The organism is Streptomyces wedmorensis, assembly GCF_000716445.1.
Taxonomy (GTDB): Bacteria; Actinomycetota; Actinomycetes; order Streptomycetales; family Streptomycetaceae; genus Streptomyces; species Streptomyces wedmorensis.
This window is the reverse complement of the sequence record NZ_JNWK01000020.1, coordinates 146,520-163,606: the sequence shown is the minus strand read 5'-3', so window position 1 is coordinate 163,606 and position 17,087 is coordinate 146,520. Positions and strand designations below refer to the sequence as shown.

At 68.4% G+C, this 17,087-nt stretch carries 6 protein-coding genes and 3 pseudogenes; 7 read left to right on the top strand and 2 right to left on the bottom strand.

Annotated elements, in window-relative coordinates; genetic code table 11:
* Positions 1 to 24: 24 nt before the first annotated feature.
* The 6 genes and pseudogenes from OO54_RS18145 to OO54_RS41600 form a co-directional block, all read left to right on the top strand.
* Positions 25 to 7,221 carry an amino acid adenylation domain-containing protein gene (locus OO54_RS18145; protein WP_033204416.1) on the top strand — a complete coding sequence of 2,399 codons (7,197 nt, stop codon included), beginning with the start codon at positions 25 to 27 and terminating at the stop codon, positions 7,219 to 7,221.
* A gap of 4 nt (positions 7,222 to 7,225) precedes the next feature.
* The gene (locus OO54_RS18140) at positions 7,226 to 9,769 is read left to right on the top strand and encodes an FAD-dependent monooxygenase (protein ID WP_033204343.1); all 2,544 of its coding nucleotides are present in this window, start codon (positions 7,226 to 7,228) and stop codon (positions 9,767 to 9,769) included.
* A gap of 115 nt (positions 9,770 to 9,884) precedes the next feature.
* Positions 9,885 to 10,718 (top strand): methyltransferase, encoded by an 834-nt coding sequence (locus tag OO54_RS18135; protein ID WP_051787023.1) that lies wholly within the window; start codon positions 9,885 to 9,887, stop codon positions 10,716 to 10,718.
* Positions 10,719 to 10,855: 137 nt separating this feature from the next.
* Entirely contained in the window at positions 10,856 to 11,962 is a 1,107-nt protein-coding gene (locus OO54_RS18130) for a 3-oxoacyl-ACP synthase III family protein (protein ID WP_078905245.1), read from the top strand.
* Positions 11,963 to 12,182: 220 nt separating this feature from the next.
* Positions 12,183 to 12,493, top strand: a pseudogene (locus OO54_RS18125) (helix-turn-helix domain-containing protein); the annotation flags it as partial.
* A gap of 14 nt (positions 12,494 to 12,507) precedes the next feature.
* Positions 12,508 to 13,009 (top strand): annotated as a pseudogene (locus tag OO54_RS41600) (transposase); the annotation flags it as partial.
* A gap of 28 nt (positions 13,010 to 13,037) precedes the next feature.
* On the opposite strand, the pseudogene OO54_RS48795 reads toward OO54_RS41600, so the two are convergent.
* Both OO54_RS48795 and OO54_RS18115 read right to left on the bottom strand, forming a co-directional pair.
* Positions 13,038 to 13,109: pseudogene (locus tag OO54_RS48795) on the bottom strand (transposase); the annotation flags it as partial.
* A 45-nt stretch (positions 13,110 to 13,154) separates the two neighbouring features.
* On the bottom strand, positions 13,155 to 13,955 hold the full coding sequence (locus OO54_RS18115) for an SDR family oxidoreductase (RefSeq protein WP_033204338.1): 801 nt from the start codon (positions 13,953 to 13,955) through the stop codon (positions 13,155 to 13,157).
* 1,423 nt (positions 13,956 to 15,378) lie between these two features.
* Here OO54_RS18115 and OO54_RS18110 point away from each other — a divergent pair.
* Positions 15,379 to 17,064 carry a hypothetical protein gene (locus OO54_RS18110; RefSeq protein ID WP_053194423.1) on the top strand — a complete coding sequence of 562 codons (1,686 nt, stop codon included), beginning with the start codon at positions 15,379 to 15,381 and terminating at the stop codon, positions 17,062 to 17,064.
* Positions 17,065 to 17,087 lie beyond the last annotated feature (23 nt).

Genomic DNA, 17,087 nt, shown 5'->3' with positions numbered 1-17,087 from the left:
TCGAAGGGAACCTCGACTATGGGCATGAACGATCAAACAGCACACCAACTGACGTCATACCAGCGGGACTTGTGGGCCGTCGCCTCCCGTGCTCCGGAATCACCCCAGTTCAACGCCGTTCTCCACGAGCGTCTACGAGGCGCCGTAGACCGCGACAGGCTCGTGGCCTGCGCCGAGCGAGTGCTGCATCGTCATGAGACCTTCCGGCTGCGCTTCGACGAGAGCGCCGGGACTCCGTTCCAGTGGGTGACCCAGGACCGTGTCCCGGTCACCGTGGTCGATCTCTCGCGAACCGACGAACCGGCGGCGGCCTGCACGGAGTGGAGGCGCAGTTCGATGGCGAGCGCCCTGCCGCTAGCGCGCGGTCCCCTGGTGGAGGCCACCCTCCTTGTGGAGAGTGCGGACGTCACGCATCTGTACATCAAGGCGCACCACATCATCGCCGACGGCTGGACCCTCGACCGACTGAGCTACGAGATCGTCGAGGAGTATGCCCGAGCGCCGTACGGCGGTTCGCACGAGGGGTCTGGCGGATCCTCCTCCTACCTGGCATACGTCGAGGAGGATGCCGCTTACCGCGTCGGCGCGGACTGTGACCGTGACCGGGACTTCCACAGGGAGTACCTCCTCGACGCGGTCCCCGCGCTGTTCACCCGTACGACGAGCAGCGGAGGGCACGACCGCGGCCTCCACTCCTTCGTGATCGACAGCGCTCTCGTGGGCCGGATCAGAGCCGCCGGCTTCTCGCCGTTCACCTACCTCGCCGCCATGCTCGGGACGTACCTGACACGCCTGCACCGTACTGAGGAGGTGCTGCTCGGAGTCCCGTTCCTCAACCGGACCACCGAGCGCCACAAGGCCACCCTCGGCGAGTTCGCCAACATCCTGCCGCTGCGCGTCGCGGCATCCGGCGCACAGTCTCTGCGGGAACTGCTCGCCCGGATCCGGGAGGACACCCGGTCCCTCAGGCGGCATGAGCGGCTCTCGCTGGGCGACATCCTGCCCGCACTGCCCGCGTCGGCCCGAAGCTCGCGGCTGCTCTTCGACGTGACGCTCTCCTACATGCACTGGCCGCCGCCGGAGCGGGTCCCGGGGGTGGAACGGCAGAGGTCCCTGATGGCCCTCTCGCACGACCAAGACGCACTGAACGTCCTGGTGTCCGCCTTCGACGACACGGCAGACATCCACGTCGACCTCAACTACGCCTACGACGTCTTCGACGAAGACCTCCCCATCACATCGGTGGCCGGCCACCTCACGACCCTGCTGGAGCACGGCCTGGACATGGTAGACCGCCCTGTGCCCGAGATCCCGATGCTGACGTCGGCCGAGTACGAGGACCTGACCGTCGGCCGCGCGGCCGGCCCGCGCGTGCCCTACGCGGACCAGGCCACCCTGCACCAGCTGTTCGAGGCCCAGGCCGCTCGCCTCCCGGACCGGACAGCCGTCGTCGCGGCCTCGGGGGAGACGCTGACCTACGCCGAACTCGACGAACGGGCCAACCGCGTCGCTCGCGCTCTGCGCGCGGAGGGCGTCGGCCCGGACGACCGGGTGGCGGTGATGATGGAACCGGGGCCGCAGCTGCTGGTCGCGTTGCTCGGCACCCTGAAGTCCGGCGGTGCCTACGTACCGGTGGACCCTGGCCACCCGGCCGAGCGGGTTCGCTTCCTGTTGCGTGACAGCCACGCCAAGGTGGTGGTCGTCGATGACGATGCGCCCACCGACATCCCGGGGGACGTGCCCATGCGGCGCATGGGCTCTTTGCTGACCGGCAGCGGAGCTCCGGTCGAACCGCTCGCCACCGCCAGTGATCTGGCCTACGTCATCTACACCTCTGGTTCGACCGGGCAGCCCAAGGGCGTGATGGTCGAGCACCGCAGCGTGGTGAACCGCCTTGCATGGATGCAGCGCCGCTACCCCCTCGGAGGACAGGACGTACTTCTGCAGAAGACGCCCGTCTCCTTCGACGTCTCGGTGTGGGAACTGTTCTGGTGGGCTGTCGAGGGTGCCGCCGTGGCCCTCCTGCCGCCGGGCGGCCAGCGGGACCCGCGCGAGGTCCTGCGGGCGATCCGCGAACACGGTGTGACCGCTGTGCACTTCGTCCCCTCGATGCTCGGCCCGTTCCTCGACCTTCTGGAGGAGTCGGCGGGGGCGCAGGAGGCCGTCAAGACCCTCCGGTACGTCTTCTGCAGCGGCGAGGTGCTGCCCGCCGCCCTGGTGGAGCGGTTCAATCGCTGGGCCGGGCAGGGGCTCGGCAAGGGCGGCGCCGAGGACACCGTACGGTTGGTGAACCTGTACGGGCCGACTGAGGCGACCGTCGACGTCTCGTTCTACGACTGCCCCCGCGACCACGGCCAGGGCATCGCGCGGGTGCCGATCGGCCGACCGATCGACAACACCAGGCTTTACGTGCTGGGAGCCGACGATCTTCCGCAACCTGTCGGCGTTGCCGGAGAGTTGTGCATCGGTGGGGTCGGTGTCGCACGAGGGTACGCGGATCGCCCGGAACTGACGGCCGAGAGGTTCGGCGACGACCCGTTTGTGCCGGGCGGCCGCCTCTACCGCAGCGGGGACCTGGCCCGGTGGCTCGCCGACGGCACCCTGGAGTACCTCGGACGCATCGACGACCAGGTCAAGATCCGGGGCAACCGCGTCGAGCCCGACGAGGTGGCCACCGCCCTGCGCGCCGTAGCCGGGGTACGGGACGCCCTCGTGGTGGGCCGTACCACCTCCGACCGCGGAACCGTCCTGGACGGCTACTACGTCGCCGACGCCCCGATCGACACCACGCTGCTGCGCGAGCGGCTCGGGCGGACGCTGCCGGCGTTCATGGTCCCGGCGTCCTTCACCCGGATCGACGGCATTCCGCTGTCCCCCAACGGCAAGGCCGACCGCCGCGCCCTTCCCTCACCGGACGATACCCCGGGGGCCGCTGGGAGCGGGCAGCCGCGCAACCGCACCGAGGCGGTCCTTGCCGAGGTCTGGGCCCACGTCCTGGGCCATGACGCCGTGGGCGTGCACGACGACTACTTCAACCTCGGCGGCGACTCGATCACCATGCTCAGGGTGCGCGCCGAGGCGGAGGCGCGGGGCCTGCGCTTCTCGCTCACCGACATCCTGCGGAACCCGACAGTGGCCGGTCTCGCCACGCGGGCCGAGGACGCCAGCACACGAGAACCCGAGGCTGTCCCGGCCCCGTTCGCTCTGGTGGCCGACGTCGACCGGGCCCGCCTGCAGGACGCCGAGGACGCCTACCCGCTGACCCGGCTCCAACTCGGCCTGCTCTACCACAGCCGCCGGCACGAGGACTCGGCCAGGTACCGGGACGTCTTCCGATACACCCTCGAAATGCCCTGGCAGGAGGAGGAGTTCCGTCGTTCCTTCAACCGGCTGACCACACGGCATCCCGCCCTGCGCTCGGCATTCGACCTGACCGGTGCCGAACCGCTCCAGGTCGTCCGCCCCCGGAGGTACGGCGGGCTGGAGATCGCCGATCTGCGTCCACTGGACGATGCGGCGGCCGAAGCCGAGGTCCGGACACACATCGAGGAACGCCGCCACCACCCTTACGAATTCGGCCTGGCGCCGCTCTATCTCTTCCGCGCACATGTGCGGCCTACTACCGTCGAGCTGGTCCTCAGCTTCCACCACGCACTCCTCGACGGCGGCAGCGTCGCCACCCTGATCCAGGAGTTGCTTCAGGACTACGCCAACGCCCTCGGCCTGGAGGCGAGCCCCGTCGACGGCACGGTGCCTCCCTCACCGGCGGCCCACGTACGGCTGGAACAGGCAGCCCTGCGCTCCAAGGAGTCCCAGCGCTACTGGCGGAAGAAGCTGGCCGGCTGCGAGCCACTGCCGATCGAGGCGTTCGCACCCCACCTGCCTGGTACCGGCCGGCAGCCGGTCTCGCGCCGGGTCGACCTGCCCGGCGCCCTCGTCGAGCAGATGCGGCGCTTCGCGGCCGAGCACTCCCTGCCCGTGAAGTCCGTGCTCTTCGCGGCCCACAGCCTGACGCTGGCCATGCTCGCAGGCACCCGCGACGTGACGACCGGCCTGATCACCCACGGCCGGCCGGAGCTGGCCGGGGCGGAACGCATCGCCGGGCTCTTCCTGAACACCGTCCCTGTCCGCCTGGACACCGCACGCGACAGCTGGCTGGACGTGGCGCGAGAGTGCTTCCGCCAGGAACAGGAGGGACACCCGCACCGCCGCTACCCGCTGAGCGCCATCCAGGAGGACCACGGCGGACCCGTCGTGGACACCGCCTTCAACTACGTGCACTTCCACCAGCTGTCCCGCGTACTCGATCTGCCCGGTCTACGCCTCGTCGAGTTCCGTACCTGGGAGGAGAACGACTTCCGTCTCCTGGTGAACGCGGTCACGGAACCGGACGGCACCGGCATGTGGCTGCGGGTCGACTGCGACGGAGCGACGTTCCCGGCCGAGCAGGGCGACCTCTACGCGGCCGGCTACCTCAGCATCCTGCGCCGCATGCTGGAACGACCGCACACCAAAACGGACTTCGGCTTCCTCGCCCCCCGGCCGATCCTCGCGTCCCCTGCGGAGCACCCCACGGTCGTGGAGCTCATCGCCGGACAGACAGCGCGCAACCCAGACACGACTGCCCTGGTCATGGGCGACGAGCGGTGGACCTACGCCAGGCTGGACGAGGCCGCCGAAAACGTGGCCCGCCGGCTGCGCGCGCTCGGAGCCCCGCCGAACGCCCGGATCGGGATCGCCATGAACCGGTCCCCGCTGACCATCGCCGTACTCCTGGGTGTCATGCGCGCCGGTTGCGCGGCCGTTCCGATGGACGTCGGCTACCCGCCCTCCCGGCTGGCCGCAATGGTGGAGCAGGCCCGTCCGTTCCGCGTGGTGGCCGGGTCCGCGCACGCCTGCCTCGCGGGTGACCCGGCGCTGCTACTGCCCGCCGAGTCGGTGGCCGCCCCCGCGCCGCCCTGCCCGACGCGTGGCGCAATCGGCAGCGAGAGCACCGCGTACGTCCTGTTCACCTCCGGCTCCACCGGGGCCCCCAAGGGCGTCGCCATGCCGCACCGCACCCTGGCCGGGCTGGTGGCCTGGCAGAACAAGGCGGCGCCCAGCGCGGCAGCGGGCGGTGTGACGCTGCAGTACGCACCGCTGAGTTTCGACATCTCCTTCCAGGAGGTCTTCTCGACTCTCTGCTCCGGCGGCACGCTGTGTCTGGTCGACGACACCGAGCGGCGCGATATGCGCGCCCTGCTGAGCCTGCTCGACCGTGAGCACGTCGAGCAGGCATTCCTTCCCCCGGTGGCCCTCCAGCAACTGGCCGAAGCCTCCGGCGTGCTGGGCATCACCCCACCGGCCCTGCGCATTCTGATCATCTGCGGCGAGCAACTACGCATCACCCAGGAGATCCGCGCGCTCTGCGCGAAACTCCCTGGAGCGGTGCTGGAGAACCAGTACGGCCCGACCGAAACCCACGTCGTCACCGCGTTCACCATGACCGGAGACCCCGAGGCGTTTCCCGCGCTGCCGCCGATCGGCGGCGCCATCGACGGTGCCGAGGTGCACGTCCTGGACGAGCGCATGCGTCCGGTTCCGCCCGGAACATGTGGCGACATCTACCTGGGCGGCAACTGCCTGGCCGATGGCTACGAGGGCCGCCCGGACCTGACCAAGGAGCGTTTCCTCCCACACCCCTTCGCGGATAAGGACCGCAGGCTCTACTACACGGGCGACCGCGGGATGATGCTTCCCGGCGGAGACGTCGTCTTCCTCGGACGCGACGACGCACAGGTCAAGGTCCGGGGCTTCCGCGTGGAGCCGGGGGAGGTGGAACTCGCCATCACCGACATGGCGCACAGGTGCGCGGGCCTGCGTGACGCCGCGGTCGTGGCACGCCGACGCGCCGACGGTGAGGTCTTCCTGGCCGCGTTCCTCCTCGGCGAGGGCTCCGACGAGGACGTGGCGGGCATCCGTGACAGGTTGCGTGCCACCCTGCCCGACCACATGGTCCCCGCACACCTGCAATGGGTCTCCGAGTGGCCGCTCACCCCCAACGGCAAACGCGACGACACCGCACTGCGCCGCGCCCCGCTGACCGCCGCCGACCGGGCCCCCGGCGCGGGACCGTGCGACGCGTACGAGAGGGCGCTGACCGAGATGCTCGCGGACGCGCTGTCCCTGGACACCGTGGGGGTGCACGACAGCCTCTTCGACCTCGGCGGGACCTCCCTGACCGCGATGCGTCTGGTGGTCCGGATCGAACAGCGCTACCGGGTGCACATCCCCCTGGCGGATTTCATCGCGACTCCCACCCCCGCCGGACTCGCGGCACGGCTGCGCGACGGCAGCGCGCGAGCCACGTTCGACCCCGTTGTGCCGATCCGCCCGCAGGGCACCCGCTCACCGCTGTTCATGGTCCACCCGATGGGCGGCAACGTGCTCTGCTACGTCGGTTTCGCCCGCCATCTCCCGGACGACCAGCCGCTGCACGCGCTCCAGGCAGCCGGGGCCGAACCGGGCACCACACCGCTGCACAGCGTCGAGGAACTCGCGGACAGCTACCTCACCGCGCTGCGGGCCGTACAGCCGCACGGCCCTTACACCATCGGCGGATGGTCCTTCGGCGGCCTCGTCGCCTTCGAGATCGCCCGGCGTCTGCGGGCGGCGGGCGAGGAAGTGGCCCGTCTGCTCGTGCTGGACACCATCGCCCTGGAACACGGCCCGCGCGCCCCGCAACAGGACGAGCCCCTCCTGGAGTGGTTCTTCCAGGAACTGCTCTGGCTGAGGGACGGCGGCGAGTCCCCAGCCCGGATCATCCCCGACGGGCTGGACTCCCCGGAGGAGCAGTTCGCCTTCATGGCCCGCGTCGCGAGTGAGCGGGGCGTCCTGCCGGCCGGCAGCCCCGCCTCCCTCATCCGTCGCCTGTTCGGTGTCTACCGGGCGAACTGGCGGGCAACGCTGAACTACCGGCCCCCGCGTGAGTACCAGGACCTCACACTGATCCGCGCCGCGGAGCCTCTGCCCACCGTCCTGTCCGCCATGCACCACGCCGCCAACAGCCGCCATCAGGACCCCCTCAACGGCTGGGACGCCATGACCAGCGGCCGGATCCAGCTCATCCACGTCCCCGGTGACCACCTGACGATCATGGAGGAGCCGCATGTGGCGCACGTGGCCGGAACCGTCGCGGACCTGATCAGGACCGGCCCCGCCCGTACCGACCGGAGGAGCTGACCCCATGCCCTCACGACACCCCGCCAAAGTCCTCGTCATCGGCGCAGGCATCGGCGGTCTGACCTGCGCGGTCGCACTGAGACGCGTCGGCATCGACGTCGAGGTGTACGAGCGCGCCACCGAGCTGCGCGCTGCGGGCTCCGCTCTCTCGGTCATGAGCAATGCCGTCACCGCCCTCGCCACCCTGGGCATCGACCTCGGCCTGGACAAGCGCGGCCAATCCGTGGAGTCGTTCACCGTGATGGACCGGCGTGGCCGGCGCATCAGAGACCTTCCGTTCAAGGACGCCTGCGACCGAGCGGGCGTGCCTACCTTCTGCCTGAGCCGCGCGCACCTACAGGAGGCCCTGTTGGCGGAGGCCGCGGACTGCCCGATCCGCCTGGGCGCGACCGCCACCGGCTTCGAGACCGACGACTCGGGCGTCACCGTCCGTTTCACGGACGGCCGCTCGGCGAGCGGGGACGTCCTGATCGGCGCCGACGGTTTCCACTCGGCCGTACGCCGCCACCTCGTCGGCCCCGAGGCAGCACGGGACAGCGGCTACTTCTTCCGGCTCGGCATCGTCCCCTTCCGGCACCCGCGCGTCACCACGGGCGGCGTGCTCCACTACTGGGGCAGCGGACAGCGGTTCGGCCTGGTGGACATCGGTCACGGCCGCTGCTACTGGTGGGCCGCCCTGAGCAACCCTGCCGACGCCGCTGCTCCGGATCGGGTAAAGGACACCCTCAGGCAGGCGTACGCGGGCTGGGCCGACGAGGTACGGGCGGTGATCGAGGCCACGCCGCAGGCCGACATCCTCACGGTGCCCTCCCGCGACCGAGCCTTCCTCGAACAGTGGGGCAACGGCCCCGTCACCCTGCTCGGCGACGCCGCCCACCCCATGCTGACCACACTGGCGCAAGGGGCTGCCATGGCCATCGAGGACGCCGTCGTCCTGGCACATACGCTTGCCGAGCGCACAACGGGCGGCGACCTGGTGCCGGCGTTGCGCACCTACGAAGCGCGGCGCCTCGACCGCACCCGCACGATGGTGACCGAGTCCCGCAGGATGAGCGACCTGGAGCAGGCGGCCCACCCGGGCCGACGCCTGCTCCGGGACAGCTACTTCCGGCTCGTACCCCGCCCCGTCCTCACCCGGCAGACTACGCAAGCCCTCACCTTCCCGGACGGCCCGCCCGCCGAGACCACCAACGACGTCCGACGCCCGCTCAGCCCCGTGGAGCGCTTGTACTGGATCGTCGACCAGACCTCGCCCCTCAACGTCATCGCCCGGACCCGAGTACACGGCCACCTGCCCCCCTCACTGCACCGCCGAGCCCTGGACGCCCTCCAGATCCGGCACCCCCTGCTGCGCGTCGCGATCGCCGACGACGGCACCGGAACCCACCCCGCCTTCACACCGTCGGACGGAGAGCCGATCCCGTTCCGCCACGTCACCGTCCCACCGGACGATCCGGCTGCCGGCACTCGGTGGGAACGCGAGATCAACGAACGCGAACTCGTGGACAGCATCGACTGGCGCACCGGCCCGCTACTGCGTGCAGTGGTGATCACCCAGGGCGGTACCGGCGGCGCGGACGAAGAGAGCGTTCAGGACGTGATTCTCACGGCATCGCACACCATCGCCGACGGCAAGACCTGCCTGTCCCTGCTCCGCGAGTGGATCGAACTCGCCGCGCGACTGGACCGCGGCACGCACGAGCGAAGCAACTCACGGCGAGCACTGCCCGCGACGGACGACCTGCTCCCACGCCGCCACCGTGGCGCGCTCGGCGTCGCAGGGCTCAGGGCCATGATGTACCGGGATCAGCAGGCTGCCCGGCGGTTCCCCGCACAGCGGGTCCGCACCAGCCGCCAGGTCCCGTTCGCGCAGCGGCGCACCCAGATGCTGCACAGACTCCTCACCGCCGAACAGCTGGATCTGCTGGTGACGGCGGCCAAACGGCACGACACCACGGTCCACGGAGCCCTGGCCGCCGCAATGGTGGAAGCGATCGCCCACGACGCGGGAACCCCGGAAGCCGCATACTTCTCGATCGGCTCGCCCGTCGACTTCCGCGCCGACCTCAAGCCTGCCGTCTCCCACGACGAGGTCGGCACCTACGTGGCGACTGTTCCCTCCCGCGTCCTGTACGAGCCCGGCCGGTCGCTGTGGCCCATGGCCCGGACCATCAGCCGCGATCTGGTGCGGCGCCGGAAGCGGCAGGACCACCTGGCCACGATCAGCCTTCCACGCTGGGCAGGACCGAAGTCGCTGGCGGACAGTGCGTCGTTCATGCGGTTCATGGACGAGAAGGGGCCGATCAACCTCTGCCTGTCCAACGTCGGCCGCTACGAGTTTCCCGACCAGGCAGGCGCGTGGCGGGTCAGCGATGCACATTTCATCACCGGCATTTCAGTGATGGGTTCCGTCATCGCGACAGCCACCACCAGCCACGGCCAACTCGCCTGGAGCTTCAGTTACGTCGAAGACCTCATCTCGGCCTCCCGCGCCCAGCGCATCGCGGACCATTCCGTTCGCACCGTGCTGGCCGCCCTCTCCGAATGACAGGCGCCAGGGGCTTGGTCCGCACGCTGCCTCGGACTGCACAACCGTGCCGGACCCATGGCCGCGCTCCAGGAACTCTTCAGCCATTTCCCCAATCCGAAAGGCCCACGCCGCAATGACCGCTGCGCCGATCCAGACGCTGAGCAGGCGTCGCGTCCTGCCCGTCGGAGAGAACGGCTCCCTGTGGGAGGCTCGGACCTCGCCCTCCTGCGGAGTCTTCGAGTTCCGTGGCACGCGTCTGTGGCTTGCGGTGGAGGACCCTGCCAAGGTCCTGTTCCCGACCGACTGCGGGCTGAGCCTGATCGCCGCGCTCAACGATGCCAGCACGCCTGAGCTGACGGGAGTCAACGCTTTGGACATCGGGGCGGGTTCGGGCGTCTACAGCGTCGCGCTTCTCGCGGCAGGCGCCGAACGGGTAACCGCTCTGGACATCAACCCGGCCTCCGCCGCCCAGACCATGGCCAACGTGGTGACCAACCGCCTGGACGCAACGCGGCTGAAGTGTGTCACTTCTCCGCTCGAGGAATACGCACCGGACGAGAAGTTCGACCTCGTGATCACCAATCCCCCGCACCTGCCCTATGATCCGAGCTATGCGAGGTGTGACGGGCTGGAAGTCGCTCTCGTCGCGCGAAGCAATGGACGCGCGATGTACGACGCTGTCGTCGATCAGATGGACACGCTGCTCGCACCGGGCGGCACCCTGCTCATGGCACATTCCTCACTCGCCGACGTTCCCAAGACCGTCAAAGAATTTACCGCGCGTGGTTATGGGAGTGGCACGCTCGGAGTCTTCGAAATGGACATCCCGCTCCTCGCATATGCCGAGCACAGGGACACCATGCTGGGCCTGCTGGAGGAGCAGCGAGAAGCCGGCCGGGCGGAGTTCGACGGTTCACGCTTTACGGTGCACGCACTGATGTTCCGGCGCCCGCCGAGCGGTGTCTGACATCAAGGGAAGGCTCACGTACCCAGAGGTGCGAGCAGAGTCAATTCCTGCATATTCCACGCCACACCACTCGTCTGGACCCGAACTATGTTTCGGCGCAGTACGGTTATGGCCGTAAGAATGCTGAAGGGCGCCGAATGGAGTTCGGCAGCCTGTTTCCGCACGAATGGGACGCCCCCGCTCTTTCCTTGCATGGAGTTCGCATGGCTGTCTTTGTCTCAACTGGATCCGGTGGGCGCACAGATGTGGGCATTCTCGGGACCGGATCGTCCCTGCCTGAGAGGCGTGTGTCCAGCGGCGAAGTCGCCGATGTGGTGGGCGTGGAACGCAGCTGGATCACCGAACGTATCGGGGTGCTTGAGCGGCGCTTCTCCACCCAGGACGAGACAAGCCTCGACTTCGCGATCGGCGCGGCCAGGGCGGCGATCGACGCAGCAGAGGTATCTCCCGCGGAGCTCGGAGCGGTGGTGCTCGCGACATCCACAGCGGACCGCCCCGTGCCGGGCGTTGGCGTGCAGTTGCAGGCGGCGATCGGAGCCCACAATGCTGTGGCCTTCGACGTGAACGCGGCGTGCGCGGGTTTCCTGGTCGCCTGCGATATCGGTCGCGGCCTGCTGGCCGCGAATCCGCGCAAGGATCACGTGCTGGTCGTTGCGAGTGATACGTACTCGCGCTACATGAATCCGGCCGACCATCGAACGTATCCGCTGTTCGGTGACGGAGCGGGGGCTGTGGTACTCGGCAGGGTGCCGGAGGGCGAGGGTATTTTCAGCGTGGAGCTCGGCACTGATGGTCGACTCGCGCACTACGTCACCGGCGGCCCCCGAATTCCGCGGTCGACGTTGCTGGCCCCGTCCGACGACCACTACCTCAAGATGTCCGGTCGAGAAATCGCAGGCCTGGTCAGGGAGAAGTTTCCGGAGCTGGTCAACGACGCAGCGAAAGAACGCGGCATCACTCTGGGAGAGATCGGCCACGTGATCAGCCACCAGGCAAACCCGCGGCTTGTGGCGGAGGTCGCTCGAACGGCAGGGCTCGAGCCCGAGCAACTCGTCATTACTGGAGATTACTTGGGCAACACGGGAGCGGCCTCCATCCCGATCGGGCTTGATGTGGCGGTACGGGACGGTCGAATCCGGCGTGCGGACACGGTCCTGATGATCACCTTCGGTGCAGGAATGTCCTGGGGCCGGATGCTGATGCAGTGGCCTTCCGCAGCTTCCTCCTGTCCGAGTAGGGGTTGAGTTTCGCGGGCGAGAAGCGATAACCGACAGGTGATGGCGCCTACTCGTACTGAGGAGTGCTTGCCCCTCCATGGCGTCTATCTCTCCGTGACTTTGCACTAACTGAGCTCTTTCGGAGTGGCCACGGATCGGGTGACTGGCCGGCGTCCCGCAACGCACGAGGCTCCCGTGCCGTTGAGAGAGGTGTTCGATGTCATAACCCATCAGCGCAGGAGCCCTGCTGGTTCCCCATCCTGCCGCACTCGACCTGCCGCACGCCCTGGTCGAGTGGGTATCCATGCTCATCGTCACCCGCGAGGGGATCGACGCTGCGAGCTCCCGCCCCACCAGCGCACCCTCGTCGGCCTGGTCTACCTGCGCCGGCGCGACACGCTCACACAGATCGCCGCCGGTTTCGGCATATCCGTCGAGACCGCCCAGGCCTACGTCAAGGTCGTCGTCGATCACCTGTCCCGCCGGGCATCTGGGCTGCTGCGGGTCCTGCGGGAGGCCGATCCTGATCACGTCCTGCTCGACGGGACGCTCGCCGAGTGAGACTGTGTCGCGGCGATATCACCTACCTGCCGGTCAGCGGGGCGAAGCCGCTCTACCTCGCGACCGTCATCGACCTCGCCTCGCGCCGGCCTGCCGGCCGGCTGGGCCATCGCCGACCGCATGCGAACCGAGCTCGTCATCGACGCCCTGACGGCGGCCGAGCAGACCCGTGGGAGCCTGGCCGGAGCGATCATGCACACCGACCACGGCTCGCCATATTCGAGCAGGGCCTTCGCGGAACTCTGCAGGTCAGCAGGGGTCCGGCAGAGCATGGGCGCGATCGGATCCAGCGCGGACAACGCCGCCGCCGAGTCCTTCACTGTCGCCTTCGAAAGGGAAACACTCAAAGGCCCCAAAGCCTGGTCGAGCGAGCGCGAGGCCAGGCTTGATGCCTTCCGCCGGCTGACCCGATACAACACCCGCCGTCGGCACTCCCGCCTCGGCCGGCGATCGTCGATCGCCTACGAGAACGTCCTCCGACCAGCAGCGACCATCCTGGCCCGAGCCGCATAGACGTGTTCAAAACCTGGGGTCAAGGCCCGTCCGTCATCTCGCCCTCGAGAGTGGACTCCAGCAGCCGCTTGGTCAGCTGCTGGAGCAGACCGCCCTTGCCGGCCGCCGCGTGGGGGCGCGGGCGACCACCTCGCCACGGGAGCGGTCAGCCGCCGGTGGCGAAGCCCGGGAAGAGCGTCATTCCCCCGTCCACGTAGAGCGTGGTGCCCACGACGTAGTCGAGGAGGTCGGAGGCGACGGCCACGACAGCGTTGGCGATGTCGTCCGGATCACCCACGCGGCGGTACGGGATCAGCCGCAGGAGGTCGGCCTCGGCCTCCGGGGTCGACCAGGCGTCGCGGTTGATCGGAGTGCGGATCGCACCCGGCGCGATCGCGTTGACCCGGATCCGATGCGGGGCCAACTCCTGGGCGAGCGTCTGCATCATCATCCCCACACCCCCCTTGGAGGAGGCGTAGTTCACGTGGCCCGACCAGGGGATGATCTGGTGGACCGAGCTCATGCAGACGATCTTCCCGGCCGACCGGGAGACCTCCTCCACGACACCGCGCCGGATGAATTCCTTGGCGGCTTCTCGGGCGCAGAGGAACTGGCCGGTCAGGTTGACGTCGATGACCTTCTGCCACTGGGCGAGCGTCATCTCCGTCACGTTCGCGTCCCGCTGGAGGCCGGCGTTCGCCACCATGATGTCGATGGTGCCGAACTCCTCGACCATGCGGGCCACCATCGCGACGACCTGGTCCTCGTCGGACACATCGGCCTCGTGGGCGTAGGCGCGGACCCCGAAGTCCTTGATCTGCGCCACGACCTTCTCCGCCTCGTCCGCGCCGACGACGTAGTTCACGACCACGTCCGCTCCGGCCCGGCCCAGGGCGACGGCGGTCGCCGGCCCGATACCCGAGTTGGCGCCGGTCACCAGGGCCTTCTGCCCTTTGAGTAACTGCACGGTTCCATGGTCCTTGTCGGCAGCAGTAGCCACGTTCTCTCCTCGGAGGCTCCTGGCCGGGCCAACCAGGGGAAGTCCCCGGCCGGAAGACACGATGTCCCGGTCGGCACGGCAACCGCGCCCTGGCCCGCCCAAGATGCGACGAAGGCCCCCCAATGGCGGCCGCGGTTCCCGGCACGCGAGAGGCTTCCGCCTTTTGCCGGTCACGTCACCCCGTCGGGCTAGGCGTTTCCTGCGAATCCTCATGCGGACCCGGAGGGAGATGCTTCAAGGAGGGCGCTCGGTGGTTGGCGGACGCATACGCCACCTCCATCATGGCCGCAGACCTTGCGGAGGCACCGCACCCCGATATTTCGAGGAGCGACCATCAGGCGAAAAGTGGCGCCCGGCCCGGTGCCGCCAGGCGCCTCAACCCGGCTGATGCGGTCCCACTGCTCGATAAGGCGGTCGGCCTGCTCCGGACGCCTTCCAGGAACGTGGCGTAGTGCCGGAGTGTGTGCATCTCATGCATCGCGCCGTCATCCGTCCACCCCAGGGCTTGGGAATCACGGGAAGGACGGAGGGCAGGACGACGTCAGCCGTGAGGCAGCTCGGGTCCGCCGAGCATGCGGTTGTTGCCAGCGAGGACCGGGATCAGACCCTGCAAGATGTGCACGAGGGCAAGCCCTATCCGGCGAGCAGCGCATCCATCGTGCATGTAGCGCCCATAGTGCACGTAACGCACATTGATCTTTGGTCCGCTTTGCGCCCTACATGTCGCTGACCTGCGGTTTTCCTTGACCTCTTTTGTGTGGACCTGTTTCTTGTGACCCACCATGTCGAGTGCGTCGCGATCCTTGAGCCCGCTGAAAAGGGCCGCTGACCTGCCGTTTCTCCGAGTGTGCGTTATGGGCGTTACGTGCGTTAGGTGCGATATCTTGACGCATATTCGACGCACGTGACGCACGTTTGACGCACGGACGGCCGACTTGCTGATAGGCCGTCACCTTGGGCTTCAGGCTGCTGGGCGGACGCTCGCCTGCGTGGAGGTGGCTCCCGTGATGGGGTGCTGGGGCCGACTGCCGCGGGGGTGGCTAGCCCCGCCCCGCAGTCTCTTGGCCGTAACGTTTCGTAATGCTCGGTGGGTGTGGGGTGAACGCCGCATGCATGGCCGTAGGGGCTCCCGTGTCCGAGGGTGGGATCGGGTCGTCGTCGTGAGTCCCCGACGTAGAAGTCGATGTGCGGCCCTGCATCCTCTGAATGAGGCTGGGTCGCGGATCGACGGAGTCGGTGTCGCCCACCCAGATGCGGCCCGCCTGGGCCAGGGCGGCTCGGTTGAGCGCGGGGTCTGGTGCTCGACGGCTACCAGGACTCGTTCTACGCAGCGCTGTCAGTGGCAAGTGCCATGCTGTCTGGGAGGGGTCCGTTGCGAAGAGGGGGTGCCGTGGCGTTCGAGTGGGAACGGATCGGTCAGCCGCATTTTGACCGTGTCGTCGAGGCGTTGGTACACCGGCTCTACAGCGGGACGGCGGATGTCCGGGCCGTTAACGGGCGTGGCGGTGACGGTGGCCGAGACATTGACGTGGTGCAAGGTGTCCGGCTGCGGATCTACCAACTCAAGTACTTCCCCGACGGGTTGCAGGGGCGGGGGCGCAGGCCGAGTATCAAGAAGTCGTTCAAGCGTGCGATGGATCACGACCCCTATGAGTGGGTCCTCGTCGTTCCTTGCACTCTCACACCGGGCGAGCGGGCGTTCGTCATGGGTCTGGGAGAAGGCCGGGACGTGAAGGTCACCGTGATGGACCGAACCGCACTGGACGATCGCCTCGCAGCGCATAGCGATATCGAGCGCAGCCTCAGCCGCACGAGGGGCGATGGGGGGCTGCTTGAGTACGCGAAGATTATGAATCGGGAGCGGGACGTCCTGGCGGGCGGTACGGCCGACCTGGGGGCTCGAGTGCAGGCTCTGGGGCGCGTGGTCGACGACCTCGACCCGAACTGGACGGTGGACTTCGCCCGCGAAGGCGACAAGGTCATCCAAACCCTGCGGGCGAAGCATCCTCGGGCTCATGAGGTAAGCCCCATCACCATGACCATCTCCGGAACGGGCATGGACGCCGGTTTGTCAGCTGCCGTCACACGCTCCTTGGGGTTCGGAGTCGCGGAGGCGGTCGAGCTCCCGCCCGACGTGGTCGCGAGTCTGACGGTCAGCGGACCGGAGTGGATCGCGCAGACATTCACCAACACTGCGGTGTTGTGGAGACCGATCTCGCCTGCGTCAGAGACCTGTGCTGCGGTCTCTGTGGCCTTTCTCGGCGAGGACGGCAGCGTGCAGGCGTCGTATGCGGGTCGCCTGAAGGCACGAGGTTCCGGCTCCTTGGGGACCTCGATCGAGGTGGACCTGCCTGGTGCGCTGCTTCGACTGCTGCACCCGTTCGATGAATCGGCTCCCGCGAAGCTCGCGTATCAATTCGATCTTGCGGGACTCAGTCCCGCAGAGGCGCTGAAAGTGCTGCGGCTGCGCCGGCGTCTTTCGCTCGGCGGTGACTTCCGGGTGATGATCGACGACCAACTCGCAGGGGCGGGACGTCTGCCCACGAGCGGCACCGCAGACGATCTCCGCCGCTGGGCACAGCTACAGCTGTTCCTGGAGGACCTCGAAGTCGTCCAGCGGTACTGCGATCAGGACTTCCCCATTCCCGCCGACATGTCGATGACTGACCGGATCGCTCTGCGGATGGCTCGTCTCCTCGTGGAAGGCCGGTGCGTAGCATCACCATTCAGCCGCGAGCTGACGGTCACACTCACCTGGATCGACGACGCGAACACGAGGGAGCTGCTCAGCGGCCGACCGCAGTCGCTACGCGTCACAAGCTCCGAGCACGGCATCACGATCGCAGGGCACCTTCTCAACCTCGGCGCCGTCTGCATCTTCCACACGGAAGTCACAGCCGATGACGGGCCCACCCTCCTTGAGTCACTCCGCAGCGGCCGCGTGCCGGAGGCGACCGTCGTGCTGCGCCCCGCCAGGGGCGAGCACTACCGTATGTTCCTGACCGACTCACCCGACGACGGTATGCCCCTCAGCCCCTGCCCGTTGGATCTCGACGGCTATCCCGAGCCTCGCTGACCATGGCAAGGCCGCGGCAGCGG

What these genes read in the sequence shown, in the direction of transcription:
- OO54_RS18130 (WP_078905245.1), top strand. Translation starts at nt 10,856, where the DNA reads ATGGAGTTCGGCAGCCTGTTTCCGCACGAATGGGACGCCCCCGCTCTT.
- OO54_RS18145 (WP_033204416.1), top strand. Translation starts at nt 25, where the DNA reads ATGAACGATCAAACAGCACACCAACTGACGTCATACCAGCGGGACTTG.
- OO54_RS18135 (WP_051787023.1), top strand. Translation starts at nt 9,885, where the DNA reads ATGACCGCTGCGCCGATCCAGACGCTGAGCAGGCGTCGCGTCCTGCCC.
- OO54_RS18140 (WP_033204343.1), top strand. Translation starts at nt 7,226, where the DNA reads ATGCCCTCACGACACCCCGCCAAAGTCCTCGTCATCGGCGCAGGCATC.